This is a genomic window from Pseudomonas kilonensis, from assembly GCF_001269885.1.
Classification (GTDB): domain Bacteria; phylum Pseudomonadota; class Gammaproteobacteria; order Pseudomonadales; family Pseudomonadaceae; genus Aquipseudomonas; species Aquipseudomonas kilonensis.
In genome coordinates, this window is record NZ_LHVH01000019.1 from 140743 (window position 1) to 156594 (window position 15852).

Sequence of the window (15852 nt, forward strand, 5' to 3'; positions counted from 1 at the left end):
CGTTGCATCCAGTTACACGTAGATATTTTGTTTGGCCAAAGGAGCCGAGGGCGTGATTAAAAAGAGACTAGGTCGAGAAGAGAGCCAGCAAGTAACAAGAGACAGATTGTTCGACACAGCCACTGAGCTGATGATCCGAAGAGGCTTTCATGCCGCCAGCGTCAACGTTATTGCCGAGGAGGCCGGCTTTTCCAAAGGCGCCTTTTTTTCAAATTTTTCAAGTAAATCGGACTTGCTGCTGCAATTGACTCAACGCTTCAAGCGAGTTGAGATCGACCGATTGAGTACGACCCTGGCATCGGGATACTCGGCGGAGCAGTTGAGCCACGGCTTGAATACCTATATCGATACGCTGAAGAACAATACCCGCTGTGCGATCCTCGATGCCGAGTTGCAATTGATCGCCCTGCGCGATGAAGAGTTCTCACCGCATTACTACGACTTGCATGAGGAAAACAGCGAGGCCTTGGGCAAGTTGATTACCATCATATTCAATCATGCTGGCAAGAAGCCGCCCCTGGCCTACGCCGCGCTTGCCAAGACCTTCACCGCCCTGGCGGAAGGCCTGATATTGCAAGGGCATAAAGACCCGGCTGTTGAAATCAAGCTGGTGTTGAACTCGCTCATCCAGACTGCAGAACCCCTGTAGTCCTCCGCTCTCCTTGCTGATAGGCCCGCGACGGGTGTCCAGCATCTGGTTCGCTAATACCGCTGCCTGGATCGACGGTCCGATGAATCGATATTGACCGTACAACCGTCATCGCGAGCAAGCTCGCTCCCACAATGGTCCAGCGCTGAATGCAACGTTCATAAACACCCCAGATCCCCTGTGGGAGCGAGCCTGCTCGCGATTGCGGTGGTCCAGCCGGCAGCGATGTTGGGTTAGGACCAAGCCTGATTTTTTAACTGCTCGGATTCGATTTGAAAACCCTACTGAGGACGATAGAACTTGCCCGGTTGGGTTTTGAGCCAGGTCGTGAACACCCGTTGTTCATCTGCGCCCGCCAGCGGGATCAATCCCGGGGCTGGACCTAGGTACTGTTTCTTACCCTGTAGGCGTCTGTGCCGCCTGACAGAAAACAATCTGGCCAATTGCTACACGCCGTTGTCCGGCATGATCTAAGCTCCAGAGGAGGGTCACCCGAGCAGGGGGGTTCAATGCGAAGCGCACCTGAAAACAGCTTGAAAAAAGCACTGAAAGCCTGCCGGGACAGCTTCATTTCTGTCGGTTTTTTCAGCTTTTTCATTAATGCGCTGATGCTCGTCCCCACGTTTTACATGCTCCAGGTCTATGGGCGAGTGATCACCAGCGGAAGTCTCACGACCCTGACCATGCTGACGCTGATCACGACCGCATTGCTGGTGACCCTCGGCTCGCTGGAATGGATCCGTTCGCGCGTCATGGTTCGGGTCAGTACCCGGCTGGATGTGCTGCTCAGTCGCCAGGTCTACCGGGCCAGCTTCAAACGGGCCCTGGAAAGTGGCGGCATGGATGCTTCGGCCCAGTCGCTCAATGACTTGACGGGCTTGCGGCAGTTTCTCTCCGGCAACGGCTTGTTCGCGTTTTTCGACGCGCCCTGGTTGCCGATCTATATCGCCGTGATGTTCCTGTTCCATCCCTGGTTTGGTTGGGTGGCGACGGCCAGCGCGCTGTTGTTGCTCGCGCTCGCCTTCGTCAACGAACGACTCACGGGGCCGGCGCTGGCTGAGGCCAACAAAGAGCACATCGGTGCGACGCTCTACACCACCAAGAACCTGCGCAACGCCGAAGTCATCGAGTCCATGGGCATGCTGGAAACCCTGATGGATCGTTGGGGCCGGCGGCAACGCAACGTGCTGTTGCTGCAATCGGCGGCGAGTGACAGCGGGGCGATCATCAGCACGCTGTCGCGCACGTTCCGTATCCTTGTGCAATCGCTGGTGCTGGGTTTAGGGGCCTATCTGGCCGTGGACAATCAGGTCGGGGCCGGCCTGGTGTTCGCCGGGTCCATATTGCTGGGACGTGCGCTGGCGCCCATCGACCTGATCATTGGTAGCTGGAAGGGGTTTATCGCCGCTCGCTCTCAATACAACCGCTTGAACGACATCCTCGATAAGCAGCAAGCGCAACCCGAGCGCATGTCTTTGCCGGCGCCCCAAGGGCATGTGCAGGTCGAGAACTTGATTGTCGCGGCCCCCGGTTCCAGGACCCCGATCCTCAAGAACATCAGCTTCAGCGCACCTGCCGGCTGCATGGTGGGCATCATCGGTCCCAGCGCGGCGGGAAAGTCGACATTGGCCAGGGCGTTGCTGGGCGTCTGGGTCCCGCAGCACGGGGTGGTTCGGCTTGATGGCGCCGACATCAGCGCTTGGGACAAGCACGAGCTTGGGCCTTACATCGGTTATTTGCCCCAGGACATTGAATTGTTCGAAGGCACCATCGGTGAAAACATCGCTCGCTTCGCCGAGGTCGATTCGGTGAAGGTGATCCAGGCGGCCAGGACCGCTGGGGTTCACGAGATGATCCTGCAGTTGCCCGATGGCTACGACACCGTCATCGGCGGCGAGGGCTTCATGCTTTCGGCAGGGCAGCGCCAGCGCATCGGACTGGCCCGGGCCCTGTATGGCAGCCCACGCTTGATCGTTCTCGACGAGCCCAATTCCAATCTTGACGACGTCGGTGACCGCGCCCTCGCGGCAGCGCTCCAGCAGTTGAGGCAGACCGGCGCGACGCTGTTTGTCATTACTCATCGGACCAACATCGTGTCGCAGCTTGACCGGCTCATGGTGATGAACGCTGGGGCTATCAGTCTCTACGGGCCACGGGAGCATGTCCTGGCCGAACTTAACGCGCAGCGACAGCAGGCACAGACGCCAGCCGTGCCCGCAAGCACCGGCACGGCTTCGGTCGTTGCCGGCAAGGGTGATCCTGATGAACCCTATGGTGCCCAGTCGTCAAATTGAGAGCTTCGCCGACCTGCCAACATCCGATCGCAAAATTCGTCGCCTGGGCGTTGTCATCATCGCAGTGATCTTCGGCCTGTTCGGCACCTGGGCGGCCGTCGCCCCCCTCGACGGTGCCGCTTATGCCCCAGGCGTGGTCACCGTGCAGGCTTATCGGAAAACCGTCCAGCACCTTGAAGGCGGCATCGTCAAAGCGCTGCTTGCCCATGATGGCGACATCGTCAAGCGTGATGATCCGCTGATCATTCTGGATGACGCCCAACTGCGCTCTGAATACGAGATGGCTCGAGGCCAACTGATTGCGGCCAGGGCCATGGAGGCGAGACTTGTGGCCGAGCGCGACAGTTTGCCGATGATCGGTTTTGGAGACATTGCCGAGCCCGACAGTGTGCGGGGTGTGGAGGCGCGCCAGGGCGAGACCCGGGTATTCAGCGCTCGACAAGGTTCACGACTGGGCCAGATCGCGGTGCTGCGCGAGCGTATTGGCCAGTTCCGCCAGCAGATCAAGGGACTGGAATCGATGGTCGGTTCCAAGGTCCATCTGGAGAAATCCTACAGTGGCGAAATCGGTGAGTTGGCCGACCTCCTCAAGCAAGGGTTCGTTGACAAGCAGCGTCTGCTCGAACAGGAGCGCAAGTTGGGACTGCTGCGTTCAGAAGTTGTCGATCACCGCTCCGCGATTGACCGGACTCGCCTGCAGATCAACGAAACACAGCTGCAGATCCTGCAAGTCGACAAGGACTTCAATGCTGACGTCGCCAAGCAACTGGCCGAGGTCCAGACCCGGATCTACGACTTGCAGGAGAAAACCTCGGCGCTGGAAGACCGGCTCGCTCGTGTCGTCATCCGGGCGCCCGACGCGGGCATGGTGATCGACATGACGGTGCACACCATTGGCGGGATCGTGCGCCCGGCGACGCCATTGCTCGATATCGTGCCCTCGGTGTCCGACCTGATCATCGAGGCGCAGGTGGCGCCGGTGGACATCGATCGCATCGCCATCGGCAAGCGTGCCGATATCCGCTTCGGCGCATTCAATAGCGACACCACGCCAGTGATTGAAGGCCAGGTCAGCAGCGTGTCTGCCGACCGGATGACCAACGAAAAGACTGGGACGGCCTATTACCTGGCGCGGGTGCGGGTGACAGACGCGGGGGCACGCACCTTGGGTGAGCGCAAATTGTTGCCGGGCATGCCGGCGGACGTTTTGATTATCACCGGGCAACGCACGCTGCTGCAGTATCTGATGCAACCGGCTCGCAATGCGCTTTCTCAATCGATGATCGAGGAATGACCATGGTCGCGTCGACAGCTTTACTCGGCAGTGTCTTGATACTTGCAGCGGGTGCCGCCCTGGCGCAGGCCGAGGCTGAAGCGCCCACCGGAATCAATGCCTCGACGTTCTCCACCGACCTCATGCAGTTGTATCGCGAGGCACGGCTGGAGGACCCGCAGATACTGGCGTCCTATGCGCAAGCGCAGGCAGGTCAGGAGCATGAGCGCGAGGCCATGGGCGCGCTCTTGCCGCAATTATCGTTCAACGCCGGGTCTAACCGGATTCACCAGGAAAGCGACCTGGTGCAGCGCAGTTTCGACAGCGAAAGCTATGGCCTGGTGCTGCGTCAGTACCTCTACAACAAAGCTGCGTGGGAGAACTATCAGAAGTTCAAGAGCCTGGCCCGGCAGTCCGAATCCCAGGCCCTGGAAACCCAGGCCGAAGCCTCGGTGGAACTGGCCCTGCGTTACTTCACGGCACTGGCGGCCGAGGATGAGCTGCAGTTGGTGCGGGCGGAGCGTCGTACCACCCAGAGGAGTCTGGACCGGATCAATGCGTTGTATGAAAAACAGTTGGCATTGATCACCGATCAGCTCGATCTCAAGGCCCGGGTAGACCTGCTTTCGGCCCAGGAGCTGGGTGCCCGCAATCAGGCCAGCCTCAGTCGTGAGGCGCTGGCTGAGATCGTCGGGCGGCCGGTCAAGGAACGACTCAACCGGATTCGTGACGACCTTGAGCTGCACGTCTCGGCACACAGTCTCGAGACCTGGGTTCGCGATGGCATGGCATTCAACCCGGCGCTCAAGGCCAACGAGAGCGCCGTCGAGGCGGCGGGCGCGGCATTGCGCAGCGGCAAGGGCGGGCACTATCCGACCCTGAGCCTGAACCTGAGTGCACAACAGACCAATGAGGGCTACAACAACTCCCTGGCCCCCCGCACCGACAGTTATGTCGCTGGGATAGGCGTCCAGGTACCGCTGTACAGCGGCGGCTCGACCTCGGCACGGGTCCGTGGGCTCTACCAGGATCAAGTGGTCGCCGAGCAGCAGTTCGAAGCAACCCGGCGCCGGGTGGTCAAGGAGATCACCAACGCCTACCTGACCGCCAATTCCAATGGCGAAAAAATCGGCGCGAACCGGCTGGCGCTGGAGTCGGCACAGTTATCCAGGGTGGCCGCCGAGAAAGCGTTGAGCTACGGGATGGTCAATTCTGTCGATGTCCTGGCCAGCGTACGCAATGAATACCGCGCTCGACGTGACCTGCTTAAAACCCAATACGACTTTCTCAGCAACGTGCTGATTCTGAACCGCTGGGCGGGGAAACCACCGGCCGAGGGTATCGAGAATTTAAATAGCTGGTTAAGTTCCGGCAGCGTTGGCCAGGACTTTCGCTGATCGGAATAGGCCCATGCGACATTCCGTTGGCTGATTCGGGGCAGATTTTTGACGATATATTGACTTCATATTTATTAAGAGCTGTAAGTGCATGCCGCTCGTCGATTAATTGACGATTTTCCCTCGGCCTCATACAGGCTGCCAATTCCTCGCTCTTGGCTTAACGAGCTGATTTAGCGAGTTTTTTTCACCTTTCGGAAAGGTTGGGCAGACGGTTCGGTGCCAAGCCTCGGTCGACGGCTGGCTGATGGGCCGCCAGTGACGCGCCGGGCTGGCCTAGACTCAGCCTACGAGCTCGAAAGGGGCACATTATCATGTGTAAGATGTTGATAATTATTCCTATTCAGGTTGTCTCGATGGTTTCTCCCGGCTTCTTGAAATGCACGCTACCCCCACCAGAACATCCAGTGGACATCCTGGTTTGCCTTGCGAGGGGGTTAGCGATATGAGACCGGATCATAGAGCACCAATCCGCGTGATGTTGATCGATTGTCGCCCCCTCGTTCTCCGGGGGCTTCATGACTTGATCAACGCCAGAAAGCCGCAGATGGAAGTGAGTGGTCAGGCTTCGACCTATACCCATGCACTGGACCTTGCCGATCAGTTGCGGCCCAACGTGATTTTTTTCAGTTTCTTTCCCGATGCGTTGAACCCGCTGGAAGTTGTCGCCGGGCTGACCCGCAGCACGCAGATGAAAGTGCTGGTGCTCAAGGGGTTGTATGAGGCCGTTCCTGTTGCCCAGGCGATCGAGGCGGGTGCACGCGGTATCGTATTGGCCGAAGACCCGACGGAGTCGATCATCCAGGCCATCGTCAAGGTGCATCATCGCGATATTGGGCTGGACAGGGCCTGGGCCGGTGGGCTTTCCGGCTATGCTGCCATCGGTCACACAACCACCCAGTGCAATCTGGAGCAGGCGAAACAGGCTCGGTTGACGTTGCGCGAGAAGGAACTGATTCGTGCCATCGTGGGGGATCCGTCTGCCAAATACATCAGCATTGCTGAGCGCCTGGGTATCAGCGAGCACACGGTGCACAACCATCTGAGTAATATTTATCAGAAGCTTGATCTCATCAACCGTATCGATTTGTTGATGTATGCGCTCAAGCATGGGCTTACCAACAGTGAAGAGCCGCCGGAGTCTACTTGGGTGGAGTTGGATTGACCTTGTTGGAACTGGCTAGGATTTTGTTGATTGAGTACATATCCATTGCTGCGGTAACGGCTGCTTAGGGTTCCGCCCTGACGGCGGCTCACTTTTGAGAAGCGCAAAAGTAAGCAAAACGCATTGCCCCACCACTCGGCACCTCGCCTAGGCTCGGTGTGCCCTCACTCCGGCATTGCTCCGTGGGCCCGCCGCGAAGGGCCATCCATGGCCCAGCGCGGCTAACCCGGCATCCATGCCGGGTTGCCCACTGCGCAATACCTGCGTTCGGCCAGCGTGGTTAACGGGGCGCCGAGATCAACGTCCACCGCGAGGCGGCCTAGTAGCCGACCTGGCTCTCCCGGTCGTACACCCCTCAGATCTGTGGGAGCAAAGCTTGCCCGCGAGGCGGCCTAGTAGCCGACCTGGTTCTTCTGGTCGTACACCCGTCAGATCTGTGGGAGCAAAGCTTGCTCGCGAGGCGGCCTGATAGCCGACCTAGCTCTCCAGTCATACTCCGATCCAATTGTGGGAGCGGGCTTGCCCGCGAAGACGGCTGCACATGCACCATTGATGCAAACTGACCCACCGCTTTCGCGAGCAAGCCCGCTCCCACACTGGATCTTCAGAGGGTAAAAAACTTGTGTTCGGCACAGCTCCGGGTCAGTTTGCATGGGGCGAGCTGGCGGCCTTGTAGTCGAGGCATTTACAAGTGCCAGCCAGCCCTTTCGGTTTGGGGCGAGTTGTTAACGTGGATCGGCGATATCCAGCGCCCGATTCGCCAGCAGCTCACTCACCTCAATCACTTGCAGGATACCCATCGCAACATGCCGGCGAGAACCCTCGAGGTCGAACGCCAAGTCGCTGATCATGGCGTTGGCCGAGGCCAGGTTTTCGCTGAGGTTGGCGAGCAGGCTTTCAGTGTCGATGTCATCGACGACAGTGAAGAGCTGAGCCGCTGGCCGGTCTTTCTTGGGTTTGGCCTGTTCCGGCTTCAAGTAATAATCGAGCGCCCGCTCGGTGGCTTCGTGGAATTTTTCCGGATCGAGGCTGGAGTAGGAAGAGGTGGGGTCTGATTCCGGTGGATTGGGTGTGGCTTTGAACATAGTGATGCTCCTATGGGGAATGGGAGCCGCCAAGACCTGTCGCTAAACAGAATGGTGGCGACTGCACGCAGGTTAGCGAACCGGACATAGGCACCCGGTAGACCCGAAGGTCTCCTACATACAGCCGCCATAACGTAATTGCGGTTAGATCCCGCAATGAAGCATGGTTGCTTATGTGCCTATGGTTCGGGTCGCTAAACCCGACCGCTGATTCGTCAGCGACCAGGTAACGATAGAGTCCGCCCCCAAAGCGCACAAGCGGGCGGATTCTGGCTTAGTTGTAGGCAAAGGCGCAAGACGACGTAGCCTCAGGACTAGCACTCCTTGTTGCTGGGTATTTGTCTGTAAGGCTCGATGCCTGCTGTTAAAGGGAGCGGGGTGTTAACACCCGTGTCGTGGACCCAACCTGTGGGAGCAAAGCTTGCTCGCGATGACCGCGGCAGATCCAGCGGTGATGCCAACTGATCCACCGCTATCGCGAACAAGCTCGCTCCCACAGGAAAGAACATGGAGTTCGCATCCAACCCAAAAACCAATGAGGGTGAGCTGGATTTCGTCGTGATCAGGGAAGGCATAAAAAGCGATGCGAGGATGGTTTCCAGGCCATCCTCGCATCTTTCCCGCACGCGATGCTTCAGGCGTTGCCAAAGACCACGTCGCTACTCAGCAGATCGACACCCACCAGCGTGATGGTGGTGATTTGCCCGCCCGTCTCGGCGACCGTCACGATGCTGTCTGCGCCGGCGTTATCGATCGATTGGACAACGGCGCCCTGGTCACCATTGAGCACCAGGGTGTCCCGCAGGTTTTGGCTCACATCAAAGCCCGTGACCTGGTACTGGTTCTCGGTGAATGTCAGGTCGATGTTGAAGGCATCTCGCTCGCCGTCCGTGCCCAACAGCGTGTAGTCGAACAGCGCGTCGGCTGTGTTGTTGGCGAACAGGTTGGCGTCGAATGCACTCGTCGCGCTGTCTCCGTCCTTGTCTGTCAGCGTTGCGTTGAACGACAGTTTCACATCGCTGGCCAGGTTCTCGGTTTCCTGGATGAACTGGATGACCGGAATCTTGATCGCGCCACGGCCCATCGTGAGCTGAACGGCATCGATCATCGCCGTGCCCTCGCGCTCGACCTCGAAGGACACTTGGCCCCCAGCCTCGGGCGTCAGGGTGTTGACCTCGGTGAGGTTGGAGAACGTGCCGTCTTCGTAGTAGATCCGGAAGTACAGGTCTTCGGTCGCGGTGTTGTAGCCGGCCACCGAGTTGTCGATGAAGATTTTCATGCCCGTCACCAGGCTTTCCGGGTTGATGACGAAGCTTTCATCGGCAGCGCCGATTGCCGCCAGGTTGTCCCCTTGCAGCAGGTTGTTGCCGACCCCGATACCGGACGTGCTGACGTTCATGGCTGTTGGATCGATGTAGGACGGCAGGGGCGTGGTTTGCAGCGTGGCCTCGGTAGGGTCGGGGGCGCCGAGTCCGATGCCGGCGAGGATATCCGTGGTTGAGGCGAGTGCCTTCGCGGAGAAGAACACGATTTCTTCGGACGCCGAAGGGATGGCCGGATTGTTGGTCTCAGGGATCAACAAGGTACGCACCGGATCAGGGCCGCCGGCATCGAGGGAACCGTCGGCACTGCTGCGCACGATGGTCGAACTGAAGCCTTGCACCAGGTCCAGGGCATAGCTGCCATTGGCGTAGGCGGTCAGCGTGTAGTCGACGCTGGTATTGGCGGTGGCGGCGTTGTTGTCGAAGTCGCCGGTCAGTGTCCCGGCAAAATGATACGCACCGTCGCCGTCCGGCGAGGGCGCCTGTTCGGTGAGCGTACCGGTCCCGGTCGTGGTCGTGTCGTCGGGCCTGACCAGGGTGAACTGGCCATTGACCAACGAGATATCCAGGCCGGTCGCACCCAGCCCATCGGCTCCGACCGATTTATCCCAGAATCCATATTGCGCCAGGACGCTGCCGGTACCGATCAGGTTGCCGAACGCGACGGCAGGGCCGTCATCCTCGAACACCAGGTTCTGGCCGATGTTGAGCGTCGCCTGGAGGCTGTCGCCGTCCTTGTCGGTCTTGGTCGCGATCAGCGTGATCAGGTTGTCCGCCAGGCTCTTGGCATCATCGGGATTGGTAGCGTCGGGATGCACCAGCGCCCGGATCTGGTCGAGGGTGACATCGCCATTGGTGGCGACGCTGACGGTGAACACCAGCAGATTGGTGGTGGCCGTGCGACCTTCTACCGTTGTGCCGTTGGACGAGAGGTTGACGGCCTCGCCGGTGGCCGTGTCGATGAGCCCGGACGCGCCGCCCACCACGCCGAGGCTGTAGGTCAGCGTGCCGGCATCATCGGAGCCGTAGGCGGAGACGAAGTTGGCGGCGAAGTTTTGCATGGCGTTGGTCGCCAATACCGTTTCGTCCACCGTCAGCGTTGGCTCGGTGCCGGTGGTGCTGATGCTCGGCCCGTCATCCTCGAAGACCAGGTTCTGGCCGATGTTGAGGGTGGCCTGGAGGCTGTCGCCGTCCTTGTCGGTCTTGGTCGCGGTCAGCGTGACCAGGTTGTCCAAGGTCAGGCTCTTGGCGTCGTCAGGATTGGTGGTGTTGGGGTGCACCACGGCGCGGATCTGGTCGAGGGTGACATCGCCATTGGTGGCGACGCTGACGGTGAACACCAAGAAGTTGGTGGTGGCCGTGCGACCTTCTACCGTGGTGCCGCTGAGCGAGAGGTTGACCAGCTCACCCGTGGCCGTGTCGGTCAACCCGGAAGCGCCGGCCACCGTGTCGAGGGCATAGGTCAGTGTGCCGGCACCGTCGGCGCCATAGGCGGAGGTGAAGTTGGCGGCGAAGTTCTGCGTGGCGTTGGTGCCCAGTAGCGTTTCGTCCACTGTCAGCGTGGGCTCGGTGCCGGTGGTGCTAATGCTCGGCCCATCATCCTCGAAGACCAGGTTCTGGCCGATGTTGAGTGTCGCCTGGACGCTGTCGCCGTCCCTGTCGGTCTTGGTCGCGGTCAGCGTGACCAGATTGTCCGAAGTCAGGCCCTGGGCGTCGTCGGGATTGGTGGTGTCGGGGTGCACCACGGCGCGGACCTGGTCGAGGGTGACATCGCCATTCGTGGCGACGCTGACCGTGAATACCAACAGATCGGTGGTAGCTGTGCGGCCTTCTACCGTTGTGCCGTTGAGCGAGAGGTTGACCACCTCGCCCGTGGCCGTGTCGGTCAGCCCGGAAGCACCGGCCACCACGCCGAGGGTGTAGATCAACGTGCCGGCACCGTCGGCGCCGTACGCGGAGACGAAGTTGGCGGCGAAGTTCTGCGTGGCGTTGGTGCCCAGTAGCGTCTCGTCCACGGTCAGGGTTGGCTCGGTGCCGGTGGTGCTGATGCTCGGCCCATCGTCTTCGAAGACCATCTGGGAGCCGATCTCGGTCTTGGCAACGGATGCCTGGACCAGCGTGAAGCCGCCGATGTCAAAGTCGGCATGCTCATTGCCCTTAGCGTCGACAGCCGCTCCGTTCTGGACGAGCACGCGGTTGTGATCCACCGTTGTGGTGTATTCAATCTGGTAGCCGGCTTTAACGCCAGTGACGGTTGCAACCCCGGCAGCAGTAAAACTGATTGTAATGGCCGGATCATTTATTGAACCGTCTGAATTTTCGATCACCAAACCGGTGCTGATGTTGAATACGCGAACATGGGTGATGGCAATCGGCGTATCGCCCGCATAGCCGTTGATGAAGTTCACGCCAGGTTCAGCGCCAGTGCTGAATGCGCTGATTGTTACGACGGCACTCTTGCCGCCTTGCAGTTGCACGACGTCGAAACTGGCCATCTTCGCATTGAAGACGTCGGTAAAGTCGATGTTGGCTTCAACATCTGCTTCGTTCGGATCCAGATTGGGAATGGTCACATCCAGCCGGGCTCCCGTGACGAACGAAAAGCGGATGCCCTCCTGTTCCGTAATCATTTGGTTGTTGGTGCCGAAAGTGGTCGGGTTAGCCGCCTGGCTGGTGATGATTGTGTCGCCAGTGTTTATATTGGCGCCGCTTGACTGGTCTGCGGGGTCCTTACCGGTGGCGATGATGGTGGGATCGGTGACCCGCACGACACCATTGACCGTTTCAGTTGTCGGGTTCGCCCTCGTGAACATCATGAAAAGGTTTTGACCTGAGGGTACGCCGGCCAGGCTGAACTCCAGGTCCTGGCTCGCGCCGATGAAGACTTTGTCCAGCAGGTTGACGGCATCGTCGGGGTTGGTATTGAGGGGTTGCTGGAGCGGTTCGTAGAGCACGGTCCAGATCTTGCCGCCGGTGGCGGTTGCTTCAATGTAGGCGGCAAAAACGATTGCACCGGCAGGCCCGCCGGCCCGACCGAGGACGATATTGTCGTTGGTGTCCGTGTACAGAAGGATGCTGGTGCCATTGAGCGTATCCAGCCCGCTGTCGACACCGTCGAGCGGCGCACCGGTGCTGCCGACGAAGCTGATATTGGTAATGCTTGCCCCAGGCGCGGCATTGACCGTGAACGCATCGCTGCCGGTGTTGCCCACGGCACCGGTATAGCCGCTCAAGGCCGCTCCCGTTGCGGTCCCGGTGCCAAGGGCGGTCAGGCGACTGGCGAAGGCCGTGGGGAGGGACGCGACCAGAATGTCGTTGTCATCCGCGTCTGTCCCAGGGCTCGGCGTGGCGGTGCCGTTCTGCAAATTGGCGGTTTCATCCAGCGTTACGTTGACGCCGGTTGCCACGACCCCCAGGCCGGTGCTGGCGGTTGCAGTGAATAGCGAGGCCGGATCGCTCAGCAGCGCTGAGTCTTGCTCGCGAATAGTCATGACTTTCTCCAGAGCATGCGGTCATCGAGGCCTGACCGTTGACCTTATGAGCGCAACTATGGGGAAGCCTGGAGTGATTGCGTATCGGCTGATACTCCCAGGCGGGGTGGGAGTTTCGGCCTATGCCGTGTACCGGCAACGGGAGTGAGCCGGCGAATGTCTCGTCTGCCCGCTCACGCAGTAGAACGATCATGACCGATATCCCACACAGCATTCCCCACGAAGTCAGGACGACCCGTGGGTAACCGGCCGGGCTATGCTCCCTGCCGGTGTTGCTGTCAGAGTTGCACCCGACGAAGTCTGCCACTTAACGGCACCACGCCTTCATCTGCCGTGGGCAGTGGCCGCCCGACCAGCCCCATGCCTTCGCTGACCAGTACCGCGTCCGGTAACAGGCACAGGTTGGAAGGGGTATCCAGGTCGCGGGCGAGCACCGTGACCTGGGCGGTTTGCAAGTCGCAGCTCAGCAGTCGCCCACTGAACCGGGTAAAGCCGCCATGCAGGGGTTCGCCGTTCCAGTCGGGGAGTAGCGGTTGTTGCAGGCGCTCGCAGAGTTCCAGCACCAGCAGTTGGCCGTTGGGGCGCAGCGCCAGCCCGGTGGGCAGTTGCAGGCCGCAAATCAGGATGTCGATCCTGGCACTGGCGGGCCAGACCCGGATCACCTGGCCGGCCTTCTCGGCAAAGTCGATGCCCTTGCGGTTCGGGTCGCCGTGCAGTTCGCCCGAGAACAGGCTGATCAGCACGGCGTCTGTCGCCGGTTCGTACACCAGGGTCACGGGAACGGCTTCCTGGCCTTGATCCAGTTCGGGCAGTTGGGCCAGCACGCGCTCTTCCTGGCCTGTGACGAACTCCACCAACTGATTAGTATCGGGTTTGACGGCCAGCCAACTGCCGCGGGTCGGGTGGTAGCACAGCGCATTCAGGTTGCCACGGCTATGAAAGACCGGTTCGGGCGGTGTGAATTGCAGGTCCAGCAGTTTGGAACCGGCGACATAATCGGTCTGGCTGACCAGGCAGCGTCCGTCACCGCAGGCGATGTCCGACACCCCCATGATTTCATCACGCAGCATGCGCGCCTGCATGTTCATGGCGCGAAACCCTTGCGCCAGGGTTTCGCGGGGCAGGTAGGCACCGGGCCGCTGCGGATCCGGTCGCAGTCGACTGATACGGCCGCTGAAGGGTTGGTCGGGCAACCCCGAGCCTGCTTCGGTGAGCAGCAGGCTGCCGTCGGCTTGCAGGCAGAGGCCGCGAGGGTTCAGCAGGTCCTCGGCGACCAGGGTGCTGGGGCGCAGGCTTTCCCCGGGGTGTGCGGGGATCTGAAGGGGAACGGGCATAGGCTCTCTCCGTGAATGAGCAGGGGATACGGTCATTGCGGCGGTTGCCACGGTTCACCGGTGAGATAGGCCCGCAGCAATGCCCGTTGGCAGGGCGACATCGAGCGCACCACCGGCATGAACAGCGTGGTGCCTTTGTAGGCATCCGAGGTGCGGGCGAGGATGGGGTTCTTGGCACCCTTGATTGCATCGGGCTGATTCAGCGGGATATAGCGCGACATGGCGGGGAACGCCAGGTAGTGAAAGCGCAGCACGTTGGGGTACATCAGCGGCCAGGTGATGGTGGTGCCCTGGGGAATGCCGAAGTCGGTCTGGGCGTACTTGCGAAAGTTGGTGAAGTAAGCGCTGCTGTCGAGGCCGTTGGCCGTGCAGGTCAGGGCGACGAAACCGGCCTGGGCGGCGCTGCCCGGCTTGACGGTGACGGGAAAGCTGACAGACAGCTCGCCACTGCCGACGGTCAACGAATCCGGGAAGTCGAGGAAGTCCCAGTATTGTGGTTGATCGTAGACAGCGGGAGCCGCCGCTTGCAGGCCGATTTCGGTCGTACTGGGGACCGCTCCGCCCAGGTACCTGACCTGCAAGGTGATCGACAGGCCGTTGGGGTAGTCCTCCAGGTAGACGTTGCGCTGGTCGGCATAGATCCGATAGGTCGACTCGGTGGCCTGCAACGTGGTCCCGGCGACCTTGCCCGGTGCGTTGATCGCCAAGGCAGAGGTGCGTACTGCCTGCAGCTGGTCGGCGGTCAGGGGCAGGTCGACGATGCCGCCATACACGTAGTAGTCGAATAAAAAGCGGCTGGTCGGCTCCAGGGTCGTCAGGATGGTGGCGCCGGCGCTGATGGTCACGGTCCCGTAATCGGCGTTGGGGCCGATCGGGCTGGTGATGTCGTCCCTGGCGGCCCGGAAGGTTTCCTTCGGAATGACGTTCACCATGTCGATGCTCAGGTAACCGGTGTCGCCCAGGTCGGCATAGCCGGCATTACCGGTACTCTGGTTGACCAGTTGCCGGCCCGGCTGGCAGTTCAGCGGCTCGTCGGCGAAGGCCGGGGCCAGTGTGCCGATGACCCGGCCGATGCTCGGGTTGGGCGTGTACTTGCCGGCGGCGTAGTCGGCGTCCAGTTGTTCGGTGGTCATCGTCGGGCACATTTCGAACATGACGAAACGCAGGACGATGCCCGTCGCCCCCGGTGCCTGGATGATCGAGCGCAGGCCGCTGCTGTTCTGGTTCCAACTGACAATGCTGCTCAAGGGAAAGGTCAGTTGAAAGGTGCCGCTGGCGTGGAAAGAGCCCGGCGCGTCCATTTTTTTCGGCAGCAGCACACGTCCCGCCACGTCGAAACTGCTGCACACGGTGTTGCTGCGGATCAGCAGTTGGATGTTGTCGTTGCCACCGATCTGCAGGCCACCGACGAAGATTTGGGTGGTCGTCGAGGCGGTGGGGTCCAGGTCCACCATCATCGGGCCGGAAACGGGCCCCTGGCCGGTCACCGGGTCCACCGAACCGAGCAAATAGACGGCCTGGCCCACCAGGTCGCCGGTGGTGTTGATGCTGCCGGGGATGCCCTGGGAGCTGATCAGGGCGTTCTGCATGTCGACGACATGTTGCCCGTAGTGATTCCAGCCACCGGCGGTGTAGTAGTCGCCGGTGGGAGCATTGATCATGTTGTTCAACTGGTCATCGGAGTAGGACTCGGCGCCCGGTGCCAGGGTCGAGGTGGTCAGGTCGAAGAGCGGCCAGTCATCGTTGCCATCGTAAGGAATGGTCGGGGAGTTGTTCGGCAGGCTGACGTCGGTGCGGATGCCGCCCCAGAAGTTCAGCCGTGGTCCGTTCAGGATGCTCATG

At 60.5% G+C, this 15852-nt stretch carries 9 protein-coding genes; 5 read left to right on the top strand and 4 right to left on the bottom strand.

Translation table 11 applies throughout. The annotated features are described in order from the left end of the window. Positions 1-52 precede the first annotated feature (52 nt). The 5 genes from AD662_RS13055 (at position 53) to AD662_RS13075 (ending at position 6778) form a co-directional block, all read left to right on the top strand. Positions 53-649 carry a TetR/AcrR family transcriptional regulator gene (locus tag AD662_RS13055; protein WP_024619328.1) on the top strand — a complete coding sequence of 199 codons (597 nt, stop codon included), beginning with the start codon at positions 53-55 and terminating at the stop codon, positions 647-649. A 509-nt stretch (positions 650-1158) separates the two neighbouring features. Continuing rightward, positions 1159-2943: a type I secretion system permease/ATPase gene (locus AD662_RS13060; protein ID WP_053187764.1), complete on the top strand. Its 1785-nt coding sequence runs from the start codon at positions 1159-1161 to the stop codon at positions 2941-2943. Then, positions 2912-4237 (top strand): HlyD family type I secretion periplasmic adaptor subunit, encoded by a 1326-nt coding sequence (locus AD662_RS13065; RefSeq protein WP_174553535.1) that lies wholly within the window; start codon positions 2912-2914, stop codon positions 4235-4237. Before AD662_RS13060 ends, AD662_RS13065 begins: the two co-directional genes overlap by 32 nt. Before the next feature lie 2 nt (positions 4238-4239). Next, entirely contained in the window at positions 4240-5613 is a 1374-nt protein-coding gene (locus AD662_RS13070) for a TolC family outer membrane protein (RefSeq protein ID WP_053187766.1), read from the top strand. Positions 5614-6058: 445 nt separating this feature from the next. Then, on the top strand, positions 6059-6778 hold the full coding sequence (locus tag AD662_RS13075) for a response regulator transcription factor (RefSeq protein WP_053187769.1): 720 nt from the start codon (positions 6059-6061) through the stop codon (positions 6776-6778). 725 nt (positions 6779-7503) lie between these two features. Here the strand turns inward: AD662_RS13075 and AD662_RS13080 are convergent. The 4 genes from AD662_RS13080 to AD662_RS13095 all read right to left on the bottom strand — a co-directional run bounded on the left by AD662_RS13080 (position 7504) and on the right by AD662_RS13095 (position 15851). Next, complete coding sequence (locus AD662_RS13080; protein WP_053187773.1) at positions 7504-7863, bottom strand: DUF6124 family protein; 360 nt, start codon at positions 7861-7863, stop codon at positions 7504-7506. Positions 7864-8497: 634 nt separating this feature from the next. Then, entirely contained in the window at positions 8498-12676 is a 4179-nt protein-coding gene (locus AD662_RS13085) for a DUF5801 repeats-in-toxin domain-containing protein (RefSeq protein WP_053187776.1), read from the bottom strand. A 278-nt stretch (positions 12677-12954) separates the two neighbouring features. After that, positions 12955-14010 (bottom strand): hypothetical protein, encoded by a 1056-nt coding sequence (locus AD662_RS13090; protein ID WP_053187779.1) that lies wholly within the window; start codon positions 14008-14010, stop codon positions 12955-12957. 32 nt (positions 14011-14042) lie between these two features. Then, a complete protein-coding gene (locus AD662_RS13095; protein WP_053187782.1) occupies positions 14043-15851 on the bottom strand; it encodes a hypothetical protein in 1809 nt (602 codons plus the stop codon). Position 15852 lies beyond the last annotated feature (1 nt).